This is a genomic window from Kineothrix sp. IPX-CK, from assembly GCF_039134705.1.
Lineage (GTDB): Bacteria > Bacillota > Clostridia > Lachnospirales > Lachnospiraceae > Kineothrix > Kineothrix sedimenti.
Genome location: NZ_CP146256.1, coordinates 4396490 through 4416673, shown reverse-complemented (window position 1 = coordinate 4416673; position 20184 = coordinate 4396490). Strand labels below are relative to the sequence as shown.

The window sequence follows — 20184 nt, the reverse complement described above, 5'->3', positions numbered from 1 at the left end:
ATGGAAAACAAATGGCTTCTGTCACCTAACAGACAGTTGACAGAAGAAGAACAGACTCTTGTCTGGAAGAAAAGCTCTTCTCATATTGAAAGCGATGCGGAGCGGCGCATTTGCGAGTCAGTTAAGCACAACTGGGAAATGGGCGAAATGAAAATCACAAATATTTTATTGGAAGGCGATGCCGGTTCCGGTAAAACCCAGCTGACCAAGGCACTTTCCGCCGATTTTGGACTGCCCTACACCAAGATCACCTGCTTTGCGGATATGGATAAATCTGATATACTCGGAACCATTTTGCCGGTATTGCAGTCGGATAGAAAAGATAACAATATAGAGTATCAATATTATCCGTCTGAAATCGTAAGGGCTTATGAAAATGGCTGGATTCTGGAAATTCAGGAACCTACGGTCATCCGTGATGCAGCAGTATTGATGGCCGTAGGCTCTGCTCTGGAGCCGGATGGCAGTATTAATCTGCCAAGCCGCATCGTTCATCGTCACCCGGATTTTATTGCGGTTATTACAACAAACAGAGGATATAACGGCTGCCGTCCGCTGAATGAGGCACTGCGTGACCGGGTGCAGCACGCAGAGAAAATGGATTTACCGCCGATCGAGGTCATGGTAGAGCGGGCAGCGGCAAAAACAGGCTGTTGCGACGTCGAGTTGCTGCGTATTTTTGCTCAAATTATCGTTATGCTCGACCGGACAGCCAAGGCCAATGCAATGAAAGGCGTGTCTGGTATGCGTTCTTATTTCTTTTGGGTGGATGCGGTTCTGCAAGGCAACGATGCGGCAGAATCTCTTTATCACAAGGTCGTTTATAAAATTACCACCGACCCGGATGAAATCGTTCTGTTAGAACAGGCGTTGTCCAATCATGGAACAATGGAAGCATTGGAAGCGGTTGTTTCCCGACACGGAAGAACAGGCGGCGAGGTTCTGGAGCTTCGGGCGGATGGGGATGTTGAGGCACTGTCTCCTGCGCCTGACAAAGATTCTCCTCCTGAGGTAGTTCTTCGAAGGTCTTCAGATAGTGAGGGAGAATCCAATAGTTCGTCAGAAAACCCTGCACAAACACGGAGTTCGGATACCGGTGACGATGGCGCTCCCATGTACCATGAGTTACGGACGGAGGAACAAGCAGATCCGGAGCAGGATAAGAGCACTTTTCGCAAGCACTTGAACCAACAGGCAAGGGCGGCTGTTAAAAGTTCCGTTCACGAAAAAGTAGGCATGATTGTCCATCGCCCGGAATCTACAGCCGCCCACCGGCAGGAGTACCGTCAGATGGCTTCCGCACTCATGCCGGTCATCCGGGAATTGACAAGAAAAACCGAACCGCTTTTGGAACATGAAATTTCTGTGGAGCTTTCAGGCAATCGTGTCTTTGGCACAAAATTTCACGCTGAAAAAGTGGTATCCCCTGATTTTTGTTACTTTTCCAAAAAACGTCCGCCGGAAGAAGAACCTTCGCTGGCCGTTGCCCTGCGTATTGACCAATCAGCATCCATGCACGCATTCGGACGGCTGACAGCAGCGAAGCAAGCCGCTCTGGCAGTCTATGAATTTTGTGAAAGCTGTGGTATCCCTGTGCTGATTTACGGAGATACCGCTGACCGTTCGCCAAAAGAGAAAATGTCTATGTATTCTTATATTGACTGGGAGGAACCGAAGCTTAACGACAAATATTCGCTCATGGCGATTCAGAGCATGAGTAACAACCGAGATGGAATGGCGCTTCGGATTTTAGCGGAGAAACTGGCAAATGCTCCCCAGACGACCAAGCTGTTGATTAGCCTGAGTGACGGTCAGCCCAAAGCGATGCCGGATTATACCGGCACTCATGCTAAGGACGATATGAAGCAGGTGATCCATGACTACAGTCGAAAAGGTGTGCTGTTTCTTGCGGCTGCGATTGGACAGGACAAGGAAATGATTTGCGATATATATGGGCAGGAGCGATTTATAGATATTACCAATCTGGAACAGCTTCCGACCCGTTTGGTCCAGATCATTGCCAAGTACCTGTAAGCTGCAAAACCCATTAACATCAGCAGTATTATAATCGTAGTATTCTCGCAGGCTCCTTTATCACTCCCATTTAAAAAAGCGCAGGGAAATAGTAACGCATATTACGGCAATTACAATCATCACTATAGCTGGAATGAAAACGCTGTCTATTGGCAGACCGAGTGAAGCAGCCTTGAGAAGCTTGATTCCTTGTGTCAATGGCAGCATATCTGCAGCTTTTTGAAGTCCGGCAGGCATGACCTCGTAAGGCAGAGTGGCGCCTGAAAAAATAAGCATTGGAAAATACAGCAGGCTGGCGGCAACGCCGGCTATTTTTATGTTAGGCGCGAGTCCGCCCACTAACAGCCCGATACTGAACATAGACAGCATAACAAGTAGGTAAGCCTCTAAGAATTGAGGCCATGAACCGCGCAGCTGATAGCCGAAGAACAGTGTGCTTATCATATAAACAAGGATGAGGGAAGTAATGGAGTAAAGCGCATAAATAACAACCTGTACCGCTAATATAAGGGCGGGGCTGGTAGGAGTCACCTTGAGCCGCTTTAATATTTTCCTGCTCCGGTAATCGGATACGACCAGGGGAAGACCCATTACTCCTCCGGCACAAATAGCGATCGTTGCTACCGCGCCGAAGGACTGCTCCAAAAAGGTGTATTCTGCCCCCTCAAAGGCCGGCTTATCTCCAAACAGAGCACCTAAGATGACCACAACTACAATAGGCATGCAGATAGCAAAAATAAACATATCCATTCCCCGCAGAGACAGCCGGATTTCTGTTTTTAAAAGTGTTTTAAATGCTTTCATTTTCTTTTTCCTCCTCGTCTGTGTACCAAAGATACGCTTCCTCTAATCTTTCATAGGGGCTGGCGGCAACGGCGTCTTGTACCGTTCCGTGGAAAATAGCTTTCCCATTCTTCAGAATCATGATTTTGTCGCAAAGGGCTTCTACTTCATCCATGAAATGAGAGGTCAACAGAATGGTCAGTCCTTTTTGCTTTAGATCCAAGAGGATCTTCCACACATCCCGTCTTGCCCTTGCGTCGAGTCCGGTAGTAAGTTCGTCCAGGAATACAACTTCCGGATCGGGAATTAACGAAAGAACGATGAATAACCGCTGCTTCTGTCCTCCCGAAAGTTCACTTACCGGACTTTTAAGCTTATCTGAGAGTCCGAACTGTTTGAGAAGACCGGCATAATCCGGAATATTTCTGTAAAGGGAAGCCGTAACCTCGCAAAGCTCAGCCACTCTTATCTTGTCTTGATAGTTGGCTTCCTGAAATTGAACACCAATTTTCTCAAAAAGTCTTTTTCGATCTTTTTGGGGGTTCATTCCAAGAATAGATACTGTTCCGCTGTCCTGTTTCTTTGTTCCCAGGATACATTCAATCGTGGTACTTTTGCCTGCGCCGTTTGCACCTAACAGACCGAACACCTCTCCGCGGCAAATGGAAATATCGATATCTTGTGCCGCTTTGACTTCAGAATAAGATTTGCACAGTTTTTTTACTTCTATAGCTGTTTTCATATGATATATTTCCTCCTTTTTTCTTGGCATAAAAAAGAATAACACCAGCACAAGAACTGGTGTTAAAGTGGAGGGTTTGTTCCAAACTGTTTTTTCATTTTCTTAAGCTGTGCCATCATAGCGTACGCATTTTGTTCTGCGTGATGCAATGAAGTGATCAGCTTGTCGCATACGGAAATAATATCGTCGTTTTCTTTCGGGGTATCGATGGCTTGCCGGATGTTAGCGCCGGGATCGCTGGATAAGGTATTCAGCATTCGTAAAATTGCTGAAAGAGAGTAATTGGCACAGCGAAGAGAACGTATGATTTTTAACCGCCGAACATCCTCTTCCTCATAAATGCGATATCCATTTTGCTTTCGCTTTATGGTAATCAGGCCGTTCATTTCCCAATTTCTTAAAGCATCCATAGTGATTTGCAGATACCCCGCGGCTTCCTTTCTGGTCAAGACCGTATCAACTATTTCCGGCTCGTCCTGAGACAACAGCTTTTCGGTAATGACCAGGGCTTCCTCTGCGTTTCTCTGCTCGTCTTTTATTTGCTGTAAATACTGCTTTGTGATATGAATTGCTTTGTCGAAATCACCGGCAGCGGAGGTCTTAATAATGGTAATCGCCTGCTTCCTTAGACCGTTCTGCAGAACCGCTATCTGGAGAGCAGTTCTCACAAGCTTCATCTGTTCCAGATGAAAATCTGTAAAAATCCGATATCCATTTGCTTTTCGTTCGGGTTTGGGAATCAGCATAAGCTCTTCATAAAGCCGGACCGTATTAGGATGGATTCCGATATAACGTGCAATTTCGGATGTCTTATAGGTATTCATTTTATTTTATCACCACCGTTCTCTATTGTATCATAATATCATTATAAAAAGTCTGGTGTTATAGTGGAAGGTTTTTTTAAAGCTGGATAATTTACAAAATGTCTTTTATCCCCGGCGGGAACTATGGTATAGTTAAAAAAAACGAAATAATGTGTAAAGAGGGTGACAGTATGCAAGCCAAAAGATGGAGAGTATTAATTGTCGATGATGAGTTTCGAATTGGAATGTTGATCAGAAAACTTATAAAGTGGGAGGAAATAGGGCTAGAATGTGTAAACGTAGTAGATAATGGAGAAGCGGCATATAATATTATCTTGTCAGAGAAACCGGATATTGTCATTACAGATATTAAAATGCCTAAAGTGAACGGATTGGATTTAATTCGTATGATAAAAGAAAAGGATGAACCGGTTAAATTTATAGTAATCAGTGGATATAAGGAATTCGAATATGCTCATAAAGCACTTCAATACGGGGTTAGTGATTATTTATTAAAACCAATTAAGGAAGAAGAATTAAACAAAGTATTAAAAAGAATACAGGAAGAATTGATCAAGAGTCATTTAAAGCAAGATAAAGAAGGAAAAATAGAAAGGGCCATAACAACAAGTGTTCAAATTATAAAAAGTAATCTTTTAAATAATATTATTGAACAGACAGATGCCTTGTCAGTAGACGAAATGCAGGAAGAATATAATCTGGAGTTCGATGCCGCTGCTTATAGAGGAATTACTATTAAATTAGATTATTCGGATTATGAAAAAAGCGATAGAAGGCAGGATAGAATCACAGTAGAGAAACTGCTGACAATTATTGAAAAAAATTTTGAGGGTACGGTAAAGGAACAATTAATTTGTGAAAAAGATAATTTAAATATCTATTGTTTAATTAACTATGATTTGACAGATTCTAAACAAGTTAATAATGTGATTAACAGGATTTTAATTGAAATACAAGAATATTTATTAGGCTTGGAACAATATAAGGTTACAATAGGGATCGGATTAGAAAAGACAGGAGTCGGAGAAATCAGGTTTTCTATTCAGGAAGCTTATCAGGCTGTTCAGAACAGGATTAAAGCGGGCACGGGCCGGCTAATCTATGCAGAACGATTACAGTTTATCCCCCGGACGGAAATGCAGAAATATTTAATAAAGTATAAAGAGCAATTACGTATGAGTATTGAAACTTTATCAAAAGAACTATTTGAGAATGTTATTAACCAAATATATGGTGAATTCCAGTTTGAAGAAAATACAGATTTTGCTTTATGCTATGATGTTGCGAATGAAATTATTGATTTATACTTTGAAACCATATCGGTTAAAAATGAAAAGGAAGACAAGCTAAAACAATTTTTGAAAAATGCCTGCTGCCATTGTAATACCATTGGAAATTTAAAAGGATTACTTAAGAAATATTTAAGTGAAGATATGGAAGCTCGTCTGAAAATTCTGGAAACTGAATCTGTAAAACCAATACGTCAGGCGAAACAGTATATTGAGGAGCATTATAATGAAAAGATCGTATTAGAGGATATTGCTCATATTGTAGATTTAAATCCAGTTTATTTCAGTGTTCTCTTTAAGAAAGAAACTGGATTCAACTTTACCACCTATTTGGTTAATATCCGGATGGAAATGGCAAAGCAAATGATACGCACCAGCAATAAAACCATAGCGGCTATTGCAGATGAAGTTGGTTACAAAGATACAAGGTACTTTAGCCAGATATTTACTAAAACAGTAGGAGTTAAGCCGGCCTTATACCGCAAACTGCATTCATAGGAGGGAATATGTGTGGGAGTAGTAAAAAATCTAAAAGGGATGATAATACTAAACGGTATCCTGATTCTGTTTTTTTCTATAGGTGCTCTTCTAAAAAACCTCTCAGTAGCCGGCATCTGCATATTTGTATTAATTGAAATTTTAATAATAGGTGGTTTATACTTTTGCGTGGCAAAACCATTATCAAATTTTGAAAAGGCATTGAACAGTAATCTGGAAGACATTTCTGATGATACAATTTTTATAGAAAAGATTAAAACATTAGTAGAAAAGTATTCAAACCAAAGAATCAGGGAAAATTCGGCTGAAATGTTTTATAAGCAGGCAGAGCTGGCAGCTTTTCAGAGTCAGATCAATCCTCATTTTCTATATAATACCCTTGAGTCTATACGTGGGCAGGCACTGATTGATGATAACATTGAAATTGCTAAAATGGTAGAAGCTCTTGCAGACTTTTTTCGATATAGTATCAGCAGAAAAGATAATCTCGTAACCCTTCGGGACGAGTTGGCTAATATTCAAAACTATATGATGATTCTAAGGTACCGGTTCAACAATAGATTTTCTTTGGATATTTACATAGATGAAGAGGATAAAAAAGCATATGACTACTTTATTCCTAAGCTGATCCTTCAGCCGATTGTAGAAAACGCTATTTTCCATGGTTTGGAAGAGTGCCTGGAAGGTGGGAAAGTGGATATAGAAGTTATTGTAACTGATAACAGCCTTATATTAACAATTTCTGACAATGGAAAGGGAATGGATAGCAAATCTTTGCTGGAACTGAATGAAAGAATCAGAATGTCTAAAGAGTATCCGGACGACAGCAAAGGGTTCAAACAGCGTAATACGGGAATTGCACTCCCTAATATTAACAAAAGGATTCAGCTGCTATTTGGAGAAGAGTACGGAATATATGTTTACAGTACCTTAAATCAGGGAACGGATATTGAGATTACGATTCCGGCTAATTATGAAAGGAGTATCAGGTGAGAAATGAAGAGTGAAATCGTACGTATGAGTAATTTCAATGTAAATTACAGTACTACAATTAAATTAACTGGTATTTCTTTGTGCTTATTAGCGGGAGAAAGCATAGGCTTTCTTGGGTTGGTTCACTCGGGAAAGGATTTGCTGATAAACATTATATGTGGAAATCATGAAGTGGATGATACCAATTTTTATATAGATGGAAGAAACAACCTTGATTCGTCAGAGATACAAAAACTGGTATATAAGATTACCTATTCAAATTATGATATTGACGATTGGACAGTTGCAGAATATATATGCTTAGTTAATAACGGTTCTGTATTCGGTTTGTTAAAAACAAAAAAGTTAGTAAAGCAGGCAGCAGAATATATAGAAAAGCTGAAATTAAAGATAGATGTTAATAAAAAAATTAAAAATCTAACGGAATTGGAAAAAAGATTGGTGGATCTGGTGAAGGGGTACAGCAGGAATGTAAAAATTCTGGTGATTGAGGATGAATTTGAAGGATGCTCGACTCAGGATATAGAGTATTTTAAAGAAATACTGAATCGGGTGATGAAAGAAGGCATGGCAGCAGTTATCAACAGCCATTCAGATAATGTATCTTATATTCTGTCAGATAAATATGTTATTTTTAAAAAGGGGCGTATTGTAAAGAAGTGTAACAAAGATTATATAAAGGATGGAAGTCACTTGGAAGAATTTCTATTAAGCAGTTCTACAGGTTTAAAAAAGAAGGACTTGGATAGGGATAAAGCAGGGATGGCTGCTAAAAAAGATATCTTATATTCTATCAAAGGTATTATTTTAAGAGGAGATCAATCAATAACATTTGATTTTTATAAAGGTGAGGTAGTAACGATCCTTGCACTGGATGTAAAAGAAAAGAAGAGGATTTTTGAATTGCTGTCCGGCAGGTTTATTGATAGAAAAACGCAGATAATGCTGGAACAGAAGAACTGTAATTTTTATGATATTACTGATTTTGTAAAAAACAAGATTGTGTCTGCTGCAGATATGGGAGGAGAAAGTGAACTTCTTTTAAGTATGTCTGTAGGAAATAATTTGTTAATGCCTTCTCTGGAAAAAATTCCCGCACTGCAACATATGTTTCTGCAGAATAAAGTAGTAAAGATGTTGGAAAAAGAAGTGAATAATCAAAATAAAAGTGTAAATATAAGGGATAAAAGTGTAAATGACAATATTATTCTTTTATTGGAAAGATGGTATATCTATAATCCTAAAGTGCTAATCTTATTCGAGCCTTTTATCTATTGCGATGTCTATGGTGTGTCGTTGATAAAATCTTATATTAAAAAGTTTACTGATTTAGGGACTGCGGTAATTATTGTAAAATCAAGAGAGGAATATATAGAAGATATTTCAGATCGTATTATTACCATCGATTGACAAGGTCTTACACGCCCTGAACCATGAGATATGCTTGGTTTTCTGCGTTGTCTTCAATCGGCGTACGTCCAGTACGCCTCAATCATCCGCCTTGAAAACCAAGCATATCTCTATGGTCAGGGTCGGTGAGTCGGAAAGGGACAAATTTTCGTCCCTGCAAGGCACTTGACCGACGCGTACTGGACGTACGCGGAGCGAAAGTAACGCAGCAGGAACAAAAATTTACCCTTATCCGACCGTGTATGACCTTGTCAATCGATGGTAATATAGACATATGAAAAGGGGGGAATATAAAGATATTCCTCCTTTTTTATTAAAACTATCCCACGTATTCTAAAGACTGTCGCATTGGAAGGGGCCATGAATACAGATATAATAAAGTTGCTTCCAAAAAATTAAGTATATTTAAAAATATTTAAGGAGAAAAAGGAATGAAAAAGAAATTAATATCGGTATTGTTAGTGGCGGTTATGGCAATCAGCATGATGGGATGTTCAGGAACGTCAAATCCCGCATCTGCAGGGGAAGAGGCAGCAGGTTCGAATTCATCAGGAGAGGAAAGTGCTCCTGCGGCAACCGGAAAAGATTTAACCTTTGTAATTGTTCCCAAAGTGGTGCATCCATGGTTTGATGAAGTAAACAAGGGTGCCCAGAAGCAAGCGGATGCTCTTTCCGCACAATTAGGAATTAAAGTAACGATTGATTACAGAGCCCCTGGAAATGCAGATGTAGCGGAGCAAAACACCGTACTGGAGCAGGCGGCAGCAACCAGACCGGATGGTATTGCATTGGATCCACTGGATTATGAAGGAAATAAAGCTGTTATTGAAGAAATTGAAAAACAGGGAATTCCGGTTATTTTATTTGATGCCCCCGCGCCGGAAGGAAGTAATTTAACAAGTGTAGGAAATAACTTTACAGAGCAGGCAAGTATTGCAGCGCATCAGTTGGCAAAGCTGATTGGAGAAGAAGGAAAAGTTGCAGTCATGCAGGGTGTTCCAACAGCTCCCAACCATGCAGAACGTTATCAGGGACATTTAGATGCTTTAGCAGAATACCCCAATATTGAAGTGATCGATGGAGGTATTGATAATGATAGCGTAGAAGAAGCACAGTCTTAGGCAGCAGCAGTATTAGCGGCTAATCCTGATTTAAAAGGATATCTAAACTGTGATGCCAGCGGTACAGGTATTGCAGCAGCAGTAGAAGAAGCAGGAAAAACAGGACAAGTTACAATCGTTTCCATGGATAACTTAATTGAAATCCTTAATTATGTTAAATCCGGAACTATTACGGCTACCTCCTCTACCATTCCTCAGATGCAGGGCTCTATGTCAGTATTAATGCTGTGGCAGGCATCCATAGGAATTGACATTCCAAAAGTAGTTGATACAGGAATTGCATATATAGATTCAGAAAATGTTGATGAATGGATTGAAATGGTGAAATAAGAAGTACAAACCAACTAACAAATTAAAAACAAAAGGAGCTTGGACATCTGAAATACAAGTCGGCTCCTTTTGTGCAATAAAGGAGCACTTTGATGAAAGTATTAGAGGCGCGTAATATCACAAAAATATTTCCCGGAGTAGTAGCCTTGAACTCAGTGGACATTTCTTTTGAATTAGGAGAAATTCATTGCATCATAGGCGAAAATGGAGCCGGAAAAAGTACATTGATCAAATGTTTAACAGGTGTATATGAACCGGAAGAAGGATGTCTTTCCATTGCTGGTAAGGATGCCATGGGAAGCAAAAAAATGTTTGATAAAGTTGCCTATGTTCCTCAGGAAATTGACTTGTTTGGCCATATGTCGGTAGCAGAAAACCTATTCCTGCCATATGAAAAGTCGGGATTTAAGGGTCTGGTAAATGTAAGAGAACTAGAAGAAAAAGCAAAACCGTTATTAGATAAATTTCATATTCCGGTAAAGCCTGATGACCTGGTAAAGGATATAACAGTATCAGAACAGCAGCTGCTTCAGATTGCAAGAGCGACTGTTCACGAAGAATATCAGGTATTAATGCTGGATGAACCAACTACCAGTCTGACAACGAAAGACGCTCAGATTTTGTTTGATATCATAAGGCAGATAAAAAAGGAAAATAAAGCTATTATTTTCATATCACATAAACTGGAAGAAATATTTTCTATAGGTGATGTCATTACTGTATTTCGTAATGGAGAAAAGGTTGCCTATTCTGATATTCATAAGATAGATATTCCATGGGTTATTACTCAGATGACAGGCCGTGCTGTGGATCAAAACCAGGTCTTTTATTCAGAGAAAGTTACAGATGAGATTCTGTTAGAAGTGGAACATCTGACAGGAGAACGCTTTACAGACATTAGCTTTCATCTGAAAAAGGGTGAAATTCTTGGATTTTCAGGATTAGTGGGTGCAGGAAGAAGCGAGTTAATGCAGGCGATCTTTGGGTATTTACCTGTATATGCAGGACAGATAAAGCTAGATGGGGAGGATTGGAAGCTTGGAGATACCAATTATTCGGTGAATCATGGATTGATTTATCTGCCTGAAGAACGAAAAGCGCAGGGTATCTTGCAAGAACTTAGTATCAGAGAGAATATCAGTGTTTCAAAATTAGATGACTTAAAAAGCGTATTTGGTATATCTAAGAAAAAAGAAGAAGATTTAGCAAAAAAAGTAATTGCTGAGTATGATGTAAAGACACCGGATATGGAAAAAGAAATTAAATTCTTAAGTGGCGGAAACCAGCAAAAAGTAATTATTGGAAGAGCTATGTCATGTAAACCTAAAGTATTAATATTTGATGAACCTACGAAAGGTATTGATGTCGGAACCAAGGCAGAAATTTACCGTATGATGAAAGAATTGGCTGAAAAAGAACAAATTGGAATTATACTGATTTCTTCTGAGATGGAGGAGGTAAAAAAGTGCTCTAATAGAATTATTGCTTTATATAATGGACAACAGGCAGGAGAATATGACGAAAAAGCTGATAAAGAGAAAATCTTAGGCGCTATTATCGGAGTGAAATAAGAATAAGAAGGAGTTAGCATGATGAATGTAGAGACAATAAAAAAAGACAATGCATTAATTAGTGTATTAAAAAAGAGTAATATGACTGCAATTGGAGCAGTATTAATTCTAATGATAATACTGGCAAGTGTTTTTTCGCCATATTTTTTGGATATCTATAACTTGCAGTCTCTTATTAGGGATCTGGCATTTATCGGTATGATCGGTATCGGACAATCTTTATTGTTACTGACCGGGGAATTGGATCTATCTGTGGGAAAAATAGCATCTCTATGTGGAATTATTTCAGGAATGATGATGATGCATTGGGGGTGGAACCCCTATGCAGCGCTTGTAGGTGCTTTGATTCTCGGACTTATATTAGGATGTATTAATGGATTAATCATTACAAAGTTAAGGCTTAATGCCATGGTTGCAACTATAGGTATGCAAGGCGTATATGGTGGTATTAACCTTGTTATGACAAAGGGAAAAGCAATTACGGGAATCCCGGAAAGTGTCCATATTTTTGGAAAAGGAAATGTAGGGCCTATACCATTTCCCTTTATTTTTACACTAATTGTTCTTGTCCTCGTTTTATTTTTAGTAAAGAAAACAAAAACGGGAAGATATATCTATGCGATTGGAAACAATAAAGAGGCTGCCAAGGTTCTTGGTATCCAGGTAGATAAAATTCGCGTTATGATTTATTCCATTGTAGGATTAATCTCTGCCTTAGCCGGTATTTTGTATGTTGCCAGGTTAGGTTCTGCACAGTCTTCTATCGGTGAAAACTGGCCTATGAATTCTATTGCTTCCTCAGTAATCGGAGGTGTTGCTTTAACCGGAGGGATTGGTAATCCGGCAGGAGCATTGATAGGAGCAGCTATTATCAGTATTATTCAGAATATGATTGTATTGTTTGGCGTTAATGTATACTGGCAGTCAGCAGTAAGTGGATTTGTTGTGGTAATTGCTATTTCCTTTAGTTCACTTTCAGTCATCATAAGGGAAAGAAAGCAGAAAAAAATTAAAATAAGTAAAGTAGAAAGGAATTGAAGATTATGCTTTTAGGGTTAAATTTATCATTTGCGACAAAGCGTTTTATAGAACCAAAGCAACTGGCGGCTATGTGTAAAAGTGAATTTGGAGTAAAACATATTCAATTCACATGGGACTTAATCGACCCATGGTGGCCTCATGAACAAAGAAATATTTTAATTAAAGAATATCGCGAAGCCTTTGAAGCAGAGGGAATAAAAATTGATGCTACCTTTGGCGGACTGGCCTCTTATACTTATGCTCAGTTACTGGCGCCTACAGAAGTACAAAGAGAGATTTCCTTTACATTTTTTAAAAGAGCAATTGACTTAACAGCTGAAATGGGGGCAGACGTTATGGGAACCCCTGTTGGCGGAATGTCTTTTGATGATGCCAGGGATAATAACAGAAGAAATTATTTATATCAGGAGATGTTAAAGTATCTGCGTAAGCTTGCCGATTACGGCAAAGAAAAAGGAATTAAAGAAATACATATTGAAGCTACGCCCTTAACGACAGAGTTTCCTCATGACCCGGAAACCTCGATACAAATGATGAAAGATCTGGAGGGAAGTGCCATCCCAATTAAATTATTAATTGACTGGGGGCATGCTCTTTATAAGCCTTTATTAAAAGAAAAGGCAGATATCCTTTTATGGTTTAAAGAATGTGCGCCCTACATAGGCTCTATCCACCTTCAGCAGACAGACGGAGAGATGGATAGGCACTGGGACTTTACGGCAGATGGAATTATAACACCGGAATTAATAAAAAAGGTAACAAAGGAATCCGGGCTGGATAATATCACCCAGTATCTGGAGGTAGTCACCGCATTTGAATCTACAGATGATGAGGTTTATGCAGGTATGAAAAAAACAATGGACTATCTTCACAAAGAGCTGAATATATAGGGGGATAATCATGAATATGAAAGTAATGTACAAAACTATTCTGTCAGAATATGAACAGGTATTTGAAAAAATAGATCAGGATAATGTAAGGGATTTTATAGAAAAGGTAAAAAGCTATCACCGGATTTTTCTAATTGGAGTAGGCCGTGAAGGGATGGCAACCAAAGCCTTTGCCATGAGGCTCATGCATATGGGGAAGGAAATTCATTGGATTTGGGATGATACTACACCCAGTATAGGAAAAGGAGATTTACTGATTGCCACGTTGGGAGATGGTCAAATCGGACATATTCATTATATCTGTGAGCGTGCAAAGGCACAGGGAGCCAGAATTTATGTGGTAACAGGTTCTCCAAGTGGTAAAACAGCAAGAGAAGCTGCTGATAATGTATTGTTTGTCCCTGCCGCTGTATATCGCGGAACCGATGAGGTTGTCTCATCCATCCAGCCGATGGGAAATCTGTTTGAACAATGCCTGTTTGTTTTATTTGACATGATTATTATGATAATTGTGGAGGAAACGCCGGATTTAAGTTTTGAAAAGATGTCAGCCAGACATCGGAATGTGGAATAAAGTAGATAAAATTAATGAGTTGGAAATGAAATACAGTGATTCATAAGAAAACTGATTGCAAAGTGATAGAAAGGTTGGCAGAAATGAAGAAAATTTTAAATAGAGACTCCAATGTAGTAGAAGAAATGCTTTCGGGATATGTAAAGGCATATAATCGTTATTATGAACAGATTCCGGGACACAATGCTTTTATGTATAAAGGGAGACGTAAAAACAAGGTTGCTCTTGTCATAGGCGGAGGAAGCGGACATGAACCTTTATTTTCGGGATTTGCAGGAAGGGGATTGGCAGACGCAGTTGCCTGCGGTAATATCTTTGCTTCTCCTAATCCCCAGCTAATATTAGAAACCGCAAAGGCAGTTCATGAAGAAAAGGGTGTGCTGTTTATATATGGATGTTATTCCGGAGATAACCTGAACTTCGATATGGCGGAAGAATTATGCGAATTTGATGATATAAAAACTGCTCATGTAAGGGTATGGGATGACTGTGCATCGGCACCGAAAGAGAGAATAGAAGACAGGCGGGGAATAGCCGGAGATATTTATGTGATCAAGGTGGCTGGCGCAGCATGTGATGCAGGTCTTGAATTAGAAGAAGTACTAAGGATTACTGAAAAAGCCAGAGATAATATTAATACCATTGGTTTGGCTACCTCGCCGGGTTCGATTCCGGGACTGGATAAACCAACCTTTGAACTGGGGGAAAATGAAATTGAATTTGGGATGGGATTACATGGGGAGCAGGGAATTGAAAGAACAACCATGAAACCGGCAAGCGAACTGGTTGACAGAATGTATAGAGAATTAAAAGCAGAAATGGATATTAAGGAAAATGACGAAGTAGCTATTTTGGTAAACGGCCTGGGTTCCACGACTCTTTTAGAACTAAATATTGTATATAATGAATTGGCAAAACATCTGGAAAAAGACAAAGTGGTTGTTCATGATTCAGAAATTAAAAACTTTTGTACTTGTCAGGAAATGGGCGGATTTTCCATTACAATTTTAAAATTGGACGATGAGCTGAAGAAGTATTACGATACAGAATGCTTTTCACCCTATTATGCCAGAGAGGAGATCAGGTAATTATGAAAGTATTGACAGTAGAACAAACAACGGATATGATAATCCGGGCTTGTGACGAGATAATTAAAAATAAGCCTTATCTGACAGAAATTGACAGTAAAATTGGGGATGGAGACCATGGAATCGGCATGTCCGGTGGAATGGAAAAGGCGAAGTCTGCATTAGAGGAAAAGAGACCCTTTCAGGATGTGAATTCTGTATTTAAAACGACAGGAATGGCCATGTTAAATTCCATGGGAGGAGCTTCCGGTGTTATCTTTGGATCTATGTTCTTGGGAGGAATAAAAGGATTAGAAACTATTACAGAATTAGACGGTGATAGTATGGCAAAGATCATGAGAGGTTCTCTTGAAGCTATCAAGGAAAGAGGAAAGGCACAGGTTGGCGATAAGACCATGATAGATGCACTGGAACCGGCAGTATTGGCGTTGGAGAAGGGAGAGAAAGAAGATTTGGCAATTCTTCTGGAAGCTGCAAAAGATGGGGCATATCAGGGTGTAGAAAATACAAAAGACTATATTGCTAAATTTGGGCGCGCAAAATCATTAATGGAAAGGGCCATAGGCTATCAGGATGCCGGGGCTACATCAGTTTTTATCATTTTTGATGCAATGTATAAATTTGTAAACGCACAATGATTTGACGAAACAATTGAAAACCCGTTTCATAAGCCGGATTTTGACTTTATGGTTCGGTCTGCACTGTTTGACATTAGAGGAAGCTAAACCAACATGGAAGTCCCACATTTGGGACAGCGCAGGAGCTGACGCTCAACAATCTGGAACAAACCGGCAATGGTCTGGAAATATGAATGGAATCATATGAAGGGGTAATTTGACGGATTTAAATCATAGTGCCCGGAGTAATGCCAAACTTTCTTTGAAATGCCTGGGAAAAGTGGCTTACGTTTGTATACCCCACAGCAAAGGCAGTCTCACTTACATTGTGTTTCCCCTGTTCAAGCAACGAGAAAGCATTTTCCAACCGCTGGTCCCGAATAAAACCATAGACTGTCGATCCGAAATACTGTTTAAAGGACCGCTTTAGCTTGCAATCGTTCATTTGGATAATACGGGACAGTTCCAGCAAAGAAGGAGGAGAATCCAGACGATTTAATAATATCTCACGCGCATGCATCAACCGTTCGATATCCGTTCTGGTCAGATTATAGTGTTGCTCGTTCGTACAAAGCAGCTTTTCCAGATTAATAGATAGTAATTCCAGAATACAGCTTTCCACAAGAAGCCGGTCTAAGTGGCCGGACTTTTTGTCAAAGCAGGCTTCTACTCTTTTTTTTATGCTCTCTTCCCTCGCATCACTTCTAAAATCGCAGTGGTAATAGGCGCCTTTTTGAAAAGAAGCAAAATCCACATTGCTTCTGCCGCCCACATCTTCACAGAATCCGTTAAAAGCACCAGGACTTACCCAAATGGAGTACAACTGAACTTCTTCGCCGCTTTGGTATTCTGAATGACCGGTTGCCTCTCCCAAAAACCCTAAGGAGGTATGCCCCGGCTGTAATTCCACATGCTGATGATTTACCTCTCCGCGCATGATATTCTTTCGGCTGTAGCTTAATTCAAAAACCGGAGATGTAGTTCCCGATTCCCGTTTTGTTCCTTTTGAGAAAGTTCCGGAGGAAAGCATGATATGTACATCCGGACGTATACTGATTATTTTTTGAGGAAATATCTCTGAATCTTCAAACTGTAACGGTAAATATGACATGTTATCAATACCTAATTTCTTATGTATTTCGCAAATGGAGTCCTTCTGAGAGTAGAATAGAACCTGCGATTTAGTTCTATTATAGTTAGTCAAAACTAACTAGTCAATAGCTTCTTCTCAAAGAGGCTCCGTGAGGGAGCAGAAAAAATCCGTCCAGGAGCAGAAAGATGAGGAGATTTTCTGTATGCTGTTTAAGGTTAGTCGCTTCTAACAATACCATCGATTGACAAGAGGAGGATTTAAAGTGAAAAAAAAGTTAATTATTCCGTTTTGTTTAATACTTGCCATGGCACTGAGTGCGTGCTCGTCTACGGCAAATAACTCACAAGATTCGGATACAATTACAGTGGAAGATATGAAGGGCTCTGTGGAAATCCCGGCCAGTCCTCAGCGTATTGTGGATGTTTCCGGTTCGGCCGATGAGCTGATTATTCTTGGAATGCCGTTTGTTGCGTCCGCCAACACCAGTATGTTCGATGGGATAACGGTACCGGAATACCTTCAGGACTATTTTAGCGAAAACAGTATTGAAACGGTAGGAAACTATTCAGGAGCAGTCGGGGATTTAAATATTGAGAAGATAGCGGAGCTTCAGCCGGATCTGATTATTATGAATATCCGTCATGACAAGGTCTATGAGCAGCTTAAGGCCATTGCACCTACTGTTATGATTGATGATGATATTAGTTATGTCAACTGGAAGGGACGTTTTCAGCAATTGGGCGGATGGTTTGGCAAAGAGGATGTTGTGGATAGCTGGCTGAAAGATTATGATGCAAAAGCAGCAGGGTTGGCAGAAGATATTAAGAAAGTGGTGGGCGATGAAACGTTTGCCGTTATTGAAGCTAATTCCGTGCATTTCGGTTCCTATTATGTTTACCGGACCGGCGGCCCCGGCGAGATTATTTACGATGAACTGGAAGTACAACCCTCCTCCGGTGTTCCGGAAGATGTATGGGGGGAAGTGGTTGACGCGGAATACTTCTCAAAGATTGACGCGGACCATATCTTCTTTTTCAGTGATGACGGCGAGGTTGGGGAAACGCAGGAGAGCCCCGTCTGGCAGAATCTAAAGGCGGTGCAGTCCGGAAATGTATATCTTGGCGAAAACAATCTGCAATACGATATGGCGTACACTGCTAACGGAAAGCTGTTATATATGGAAAAACTGGCAAATGCCATTATAAACCACACTAATGTCGAGTAAGAAAAAACTGAAGAATCAGGGAGGGGATGAAAGCTCTATGTGCTTTCTCATACAATGGAGCAGAACAAATACAGCTTACCGATTGCTGCTGGTACTGTTGACAGCGGTACTATTGCTGTCTATCCTGATTTCCGCCAGCATAGGGGTGGCGGGAGGAAGTTTCAAGATATTGATTTACACGTTGCTTCATCCAGAAGTGACTTCGGAAATCGGGAGCATCATGCTTCAGATGCGTATGCCCAGAGTACTGGCCGCCTGTTTTACCGGGGCGGCTTTTGCCCTTGCCGGGGGAGTGATGCAGGGGGTCACACGCAATCCTCTTGCTGATGCCGGTCTGTTGGGGGTTAATGCGGGAGCGGGATTTCTTGTTGCTCTGACGGCGGTTTTATTCCCCTCTCTCAGCACCTTAGGCACGATGTTTGCGGCCTTTCTTGGAGCGGCGCTAGCGGTTGCCATGGTATATGGGATGGGAATGGGCAGACAAAAATCCGGAACAATCCATCTCATTCTGGCAGGCAGTGCGGTTTCTGCACTGCTTACCGCACTGAGTCAGGGAATATCTCTTACCTTCGGACTCTCAAAGGCACTGTCGTTTTGGACGGCGGGAAGTCTATCCGGAATTACTTGGAAGAGTTTAACCTTGACCGTACCATGGATTGCCTGCGCTGGATTTTTCAGCCTCTTACTTGCGGGGCGGTTGTCGGTACTGGCTTTGGGAGAAGAGAGTGCGGAGGGACTTGGTATCAATGTATTGTCGTTGCGTTTGACGGGAATTGTTGTCGTTTTAATTTTGGCGGGAGCAAGCGTATCACTTGTGGGCGGAATTTCATTTTTAGGATTGATCGTTCCTCACGTTGCCCGTTTTGCCGTGGGAGGGGATTATCGGAGATTATTGCCGGTATCTGCCCTGACGGGGGCAATTCTGTTGGTGCTGGCAGATATTGCGGCTCGCTGTATCAACGCTCCTTTTGATACACCGGTGGGAGCTCTTGTGTCGGCTATTGGTGTCCCGGTCTTTATGGCCTTGACCTGGCAGAAGAAAGGAGCAGTTTTATGAAAAACAAAAGAAGACGAAAGCTTGTGCCATGGCTTCTTTTGGCGGCCCTGATGGCTGCTGTTCTATTGTCGCTTAACAGTGGGTATGCAGCTATTCCGTATTCTCAGGTAGTGCTCAGCCTGCTTCATCCGGAGGATGCGGAAGCCTCTGTAGTATTGTTGCAAATCCGGCTGCCGCGCATTCTGCTTTCTATTCTGTGCGGAGTGGGACTTGCTTTATCCGGCTGTATTTTGCAGGCCGTAACGGAAAATCCGCTGGCTGATCCCGGAATCCTTGGTATCAATGCGGGAGCAGGTTTTGCTGTGATGCTGTTTTTGACATTATTTCCTTCTTTGCATGTGAGCTCCGTGTTCTATCAGCCGATGTTTGCCATGGCAGGGGGGCTTTTGGTGACGGCTGTGCTATATATCTTTTCCAAACGAAACGGGAAACTACGTCCGCCATATTTGTTGTTGGGTGGTATAGGCATGTCGGCAGGTTTTTCCGCCTTAATGTTAATCATGGCTTCTGATATGGAAAACAGCAGCTATCAACTGGTGGCCAGATGGCTGGCGGGAAACATTTGGGGAACCGGCTGGCATCAGGTCAAAGCATTGCTGCCTTACCTGCTGATTCTCATTCCTCTGCTTCTTACGAAATCAAAAATTTTGGACTTGCTTCTGCTTGGAGAAGACACTTCCCTTGGGTTGGGAGTCCGGGTAGAGCGGGAACGGAGAATCCTGCTGATTTCTGCGGTGGCACTGGCCTCCAGCTGCATTTCCGTCAGTGGCGGAATTGGATTTGTGGGGTTGGTGGCCCCTCATATGGCACGAAAATTTGTGGGCGGACGACATCATCTGCTCATGCCTGTTACCATGCTGATGGGAGGATTGCTCCTGCTGCTTTCGGATACCATGGGGCGCTCGATGTTCCAGCCCATTGAAATACCGGTGGGAATTGTTATTTCTGTTTTGGCCGCACCGTATTTTCTTTACTTGCTTCGCAGACAGACATAGGAGGTAGAA

At 41.0% G+C, this 20184-nt stretch carries 17 protein-coding genes and 1 pseudogene; 14 read left to right on the top strand and 4 right to left on the bottom strand.

Features of this window, described 5'->3' with window-relative positions; all coding sequences use genetic code 11:
* Complete coding sequence (locus V6984_RS20885; protein WP_342757528.1) at positions 1-2034, top strand: AAA family ATPase; 2034 nt, start codon at positions 1-3, stop codon at positions 2032-2034.
* Positions 2035-2094: 60 nt separating this feature from the next.
* Here the strand turns inward: V6984_RS20885 and V6984_RS20880 are convergent, their stop codons facing one another.
* The 3 genes from V6984_RS20880 to V6984_RS20870 all read right to left on the bottom strand — a co-directional run bounded on the left by V6984_RS20880 (position 2095) and on the right by V6984_RS20870 (position 4383).
* A complete protein-coding gene (locus V6984_RS20880; protein ID WP_342757527.1) occupies positions 2095-2838 on the bottom strand; it encodes an ABC transporter permease in 744 nt (247 codons plus the stop codon).
* A complete protein-coding gene (locus tag V6984_RS20875; RefSeq protein ID WP_342757526.1) occupies positions 2825-3559 on the bottom strand; it encodes an ABC transporter ATP-binding protein in 735 nt (244 codons plus the stop codon). Before V6984_RS20875 ends, V6984_RS20880 begins: the two co-directional genes overlap by 14 nt.
* Positions 3560-3621: 62 nt before the next feature.
* Complete coding sequence (locus tag V6984_RS20870) at positions 3622-4383, bottom strand: MerR family transcriptional regulator (protein WP_342757525.1); 762 nt, start codon at positions 4381-4383, stop codon at positions 3622-3624.
* 170 nt (positions 4384-4553) lie between these two features.
* Here V6984_RS20870 and V6984_RS20865 point away from each other — a divergent pair, with 170 nt between their 5' ends.
* The 10 genes and pseudogenes from V6984_RS20865 to dhaL all read left to right on the top strand — a co-directional run bounded on the left by V6984_RS20865 (position 4554) and on the right by dhaL (position 15826).
* Positions 4554-6170 (top strand): response regulator, encoded by a 1617-nt coding sequence (locus V6984_RS20865; RefSeq protein ID WP_342757524.1) that lies wholly within the window; start codon positions 4554-4556, stop codon positions 6168-6170.
* Between the two features lie 12 nt (positions 6171-6182).
* Positions 6183-7163 (top strand): sensor histidine kinase, encoded by a 981-nt coding sequence (locus V6984_RS20860; RefSeq protein ID WP_342757523.1) that lies wholly within the window; start codon positions 6183-6185, stop codon positions 7161-7163.
* A gap of 3 nt (positions 7164-7166) precedes the next feature.
* The gene (locus tag V6984_RS20855) at positions 7167-8573 is read left to right on the top strand and encodes an ATP-binding cassette domain-containing protein (RefSeq protein ID WP_342757522.1); all 1407 of its coding nucleotides are present in this window, start codon (positions 7167-7169) and stop codon (positions 8571-8573) included.
* Positions 8574-9004: 431 nt separating this feature from the next.
* Positions 9005-10024: pseudogene (locus tag V6984_RS20850) on the top strand (substrate-binding domain-containing protein).
* A gap of 92 nt (positions 10025-10116) precedes the next feature.
* Entirely contained in the window at positions 10117-11595 is a 1479-nt protein-coding gene (locus tag V6984_RS20845; protein WP_342757521.1) for a sugar ABC transporter ATP-binding protein, read from the top strand.
* Positions 11596-11613: 18 nt separating this feature from the next.
* A complete protein-coding gene (locus V6984_RS20840) occupies positions 11614-12633 on the top strand; it encodes an ABC transporter permease (RefSeq protein WP_342757520.1) in 1020 nt (339 codons plus the stop codon).
* A gap of 5 nt (positions 12634-12638) precedes the next feature.
* On the top strand, positions 12639-13526 hold the full coding sequence (locus V6984_RS20835; RefSeq protein WP_342757519.1) for a sugar phosphate isomerase/epimerase: 888 nt from the start codon (positions 12639-12641) through the stop codon (positions 13524-13526).
* A 10-nt stretch (positions 13527-13536) separates the two neighbouring features.
* On the top strand, positions 13537-14100 hold the full coding sequence (locus V6984_RS20830) for an SIS domain-containing protein (protein ID WP_342757518.1): 564 nt from the start codon (positions 13537-13539) through the stop codon (positions 14098-14100).
* Positions 14101-14183: 83 nt separating this feature from the next.
* Positions 14184-15188 (top strand): dihydroxyacetone kinase subunit DhaK, encoded by a 1005-nt coding sequence (locus V6984_RS20825; RefSeq protein WP_342757517.1) that lies wholly within the window; start codon positions 14184-14186, stop codon positions 15186-15188.
* Between the two features lie 2 nt (positions 15189-15190).
* Positions 15191-15826 carry a dihydroxyacetone kinase subunit DhaL gene (gene dhaL / locus V6984_RS20820; RefSeq protein ID WP_342757516.1) on the top strand — a complete coding sequence of 212 codons (636 nt, stop codon included), beginning with the start codon at positions 15191-15193 and terminating at the stop codon, positions 15824-15826.
* Positions 15827-16031: 205 nt separating this feature from the next.
* Here dhaL and V6984_RS20815 read toward each other — a convergent pair whose 3' ends face one another.
* On the bottom strand, positions 16032-16916 hold the full coding sequence (locus V6984_RS20815) for an AraC family transcriptional regulator (protein WP_342757515.1): 885 nt from the start codon (positions 16914-16916) through the stop codon (positions 16032-16034).
* A gap of 244 nt (positions 16917-17160) precedes the next feature.
* Here V6984_RS20815 and V6984_RS20810 point away from each other — a divergent pair, with 244 nt between their 5' ends.
* The 3 genes from V6984_RS20810 to V6984_RS20800 are packed head-to-tail and all read left to right on the top strand — an operon-like array spanning position 17161 to position 20175.
* Positions 17161-18123 carry an ABC transporter substrate-binding protein gene (locus V6984_RS20810; protein WP_342757514.1) on the top strand — a complete coding sequence of 321 codons (963 nt, stop codon included), beginning with the start codon at positions 17161-17163 and terminating at the stop codon, positions 18121-18123.
* A complete protein-coding gene (locus tag V6984_RS20805) occupies positions 18113-19180 on the top strand; it encodes an iron ABC transporter permease (RefSeq protein ID WP_342757513.1) in 1068 nt (355 codons plus the stop codon). Before V6984_RS20810 ends, V6984_RS20805 begins: the two co-directional genes overlap by 11 nt.
* Positions 19177-20175 carry an iron ABC transporter permease gene (locus V6984_RS20800; protein ID WP_342757512.1) on the top strand — a complete coding sequence of 333 codons (999 nt, stop codon included), beginning with the start codon at positions 19177-19179 and terminating at the stop codon, positions 20173-20175. The genes V6984_RS20805 and V6984_RS20800 overlap by 4 nt, the downstream gene beginning before the upstream one ends.
* Positions 20176-20184: the final 9 nt, after the last annotated feature.

Excerpts from the sequence above, each read along its gene's own strand:
- V6984_RS20885 (WP_342757528.1), top strand. The coding sequence starts at position 1 with ATGGAAAACAAATGGCTTCTGTCACCTAACAGACAGTTGACAGAAGAA.
- V6984_RS20880 (WP_342757527.1), bottom strand. The coding sequence starts at position 2,838 with ATGAAAGCATTTAAAACACTTTTAAAAACAGAAATCCGGCTGTCTCTG.
- V6984_RS20875 (WP_342757526.1), bottom strand. The coding sequence starts at position 3,559 with ATGAAAACAGCTATAGAAGTAAAAAAACTGTGCAAATCTTATTCTGAA.
- V6984_RS20870 (WP_342757525.1), bottom strand. The coding sequence starts at position 4,383 with ATGAATACCTATAAGACATCCGAAATTGCACGTTATATCGGAATCCAT.
- V6984_RS20865 (WP_342757524.1), top strand. The coding sequence starts at position 4,554 with ATGCAAGCCAAAAGATGGAGAGTATTAATTGTCGATGATGAGTTTCGA.
- V6984_RS20855 (WP_342757522.1), top strand. The coding sequence starts at position 7,167 with ATGAAGAGTGAAATCGTACGTATGAGTAATTTCAATGTAAATTACAGT.
- V6984_RS20845 (WP_342757521.1), top strand. The coding sequence starts at position 10,117 with ATGAAAGTATTAGAGGCGCGTAATATCACAAAAATATTTCCCGGAGTA.
- V6984_RS20840 (WP_342757520.1), top strand. The coding sequence starts at position 11,614 with ATGATGAATGTAGAGACAATAAAAAAAGACAATGCATTAATTAGTGTA.
- V6984_RS20835 (WP_342757519.1), top strand. The coding sequence starts at position 12,639 with ATGCTTTTAGGGTTAAATTTATCATTTGCGACAAAGCGTTTTATAGAA.
- V6984_RS20830 (WP_342757518.1), top strand. The coding sequence starts at position 13,537 with ATGAATATGAAAGTAATGTACAAAACTATTCTGTCAGAATATGAACAG.
- V6984_RS20825 (WP_342757517.1), top strand. The coding sequence starts at position 14,184 with ATGAAGAAAATTTTAAATAGAGACTCCAATGTAGTAGAAGAAATGCTT.
- dhaL (WP_342757516.1), top strand. The coding sequence starts at position 15,191 with ATGAAAGTATTGACAGTAGAACAAACAACGGATATGATAATCCGGGCT.
- V6984_RS20815 (WP_342757515.1), bottom strand. The coding sequence starts at position 16,916 with ATGTCATATTTACCGTTACAGTTTGAAGATTCAGAGATATTTCCTCAA.
- V6984_RS20805 (WP_342757513.1), top strand. The coding sequence starts at position 18,113 with ATGTCGAGTAAGAAAAAACTGAAGAATCAGGGAGGGGATGAAAGCTCT.
- V6984_RS20800 (WP_342757512.1), top strand. The coding sequence starts at position 19,177 with ATGAAAAACAAAAGAAGACGAAAGCTTGTGCCATGGCTTCTTTTGGCG.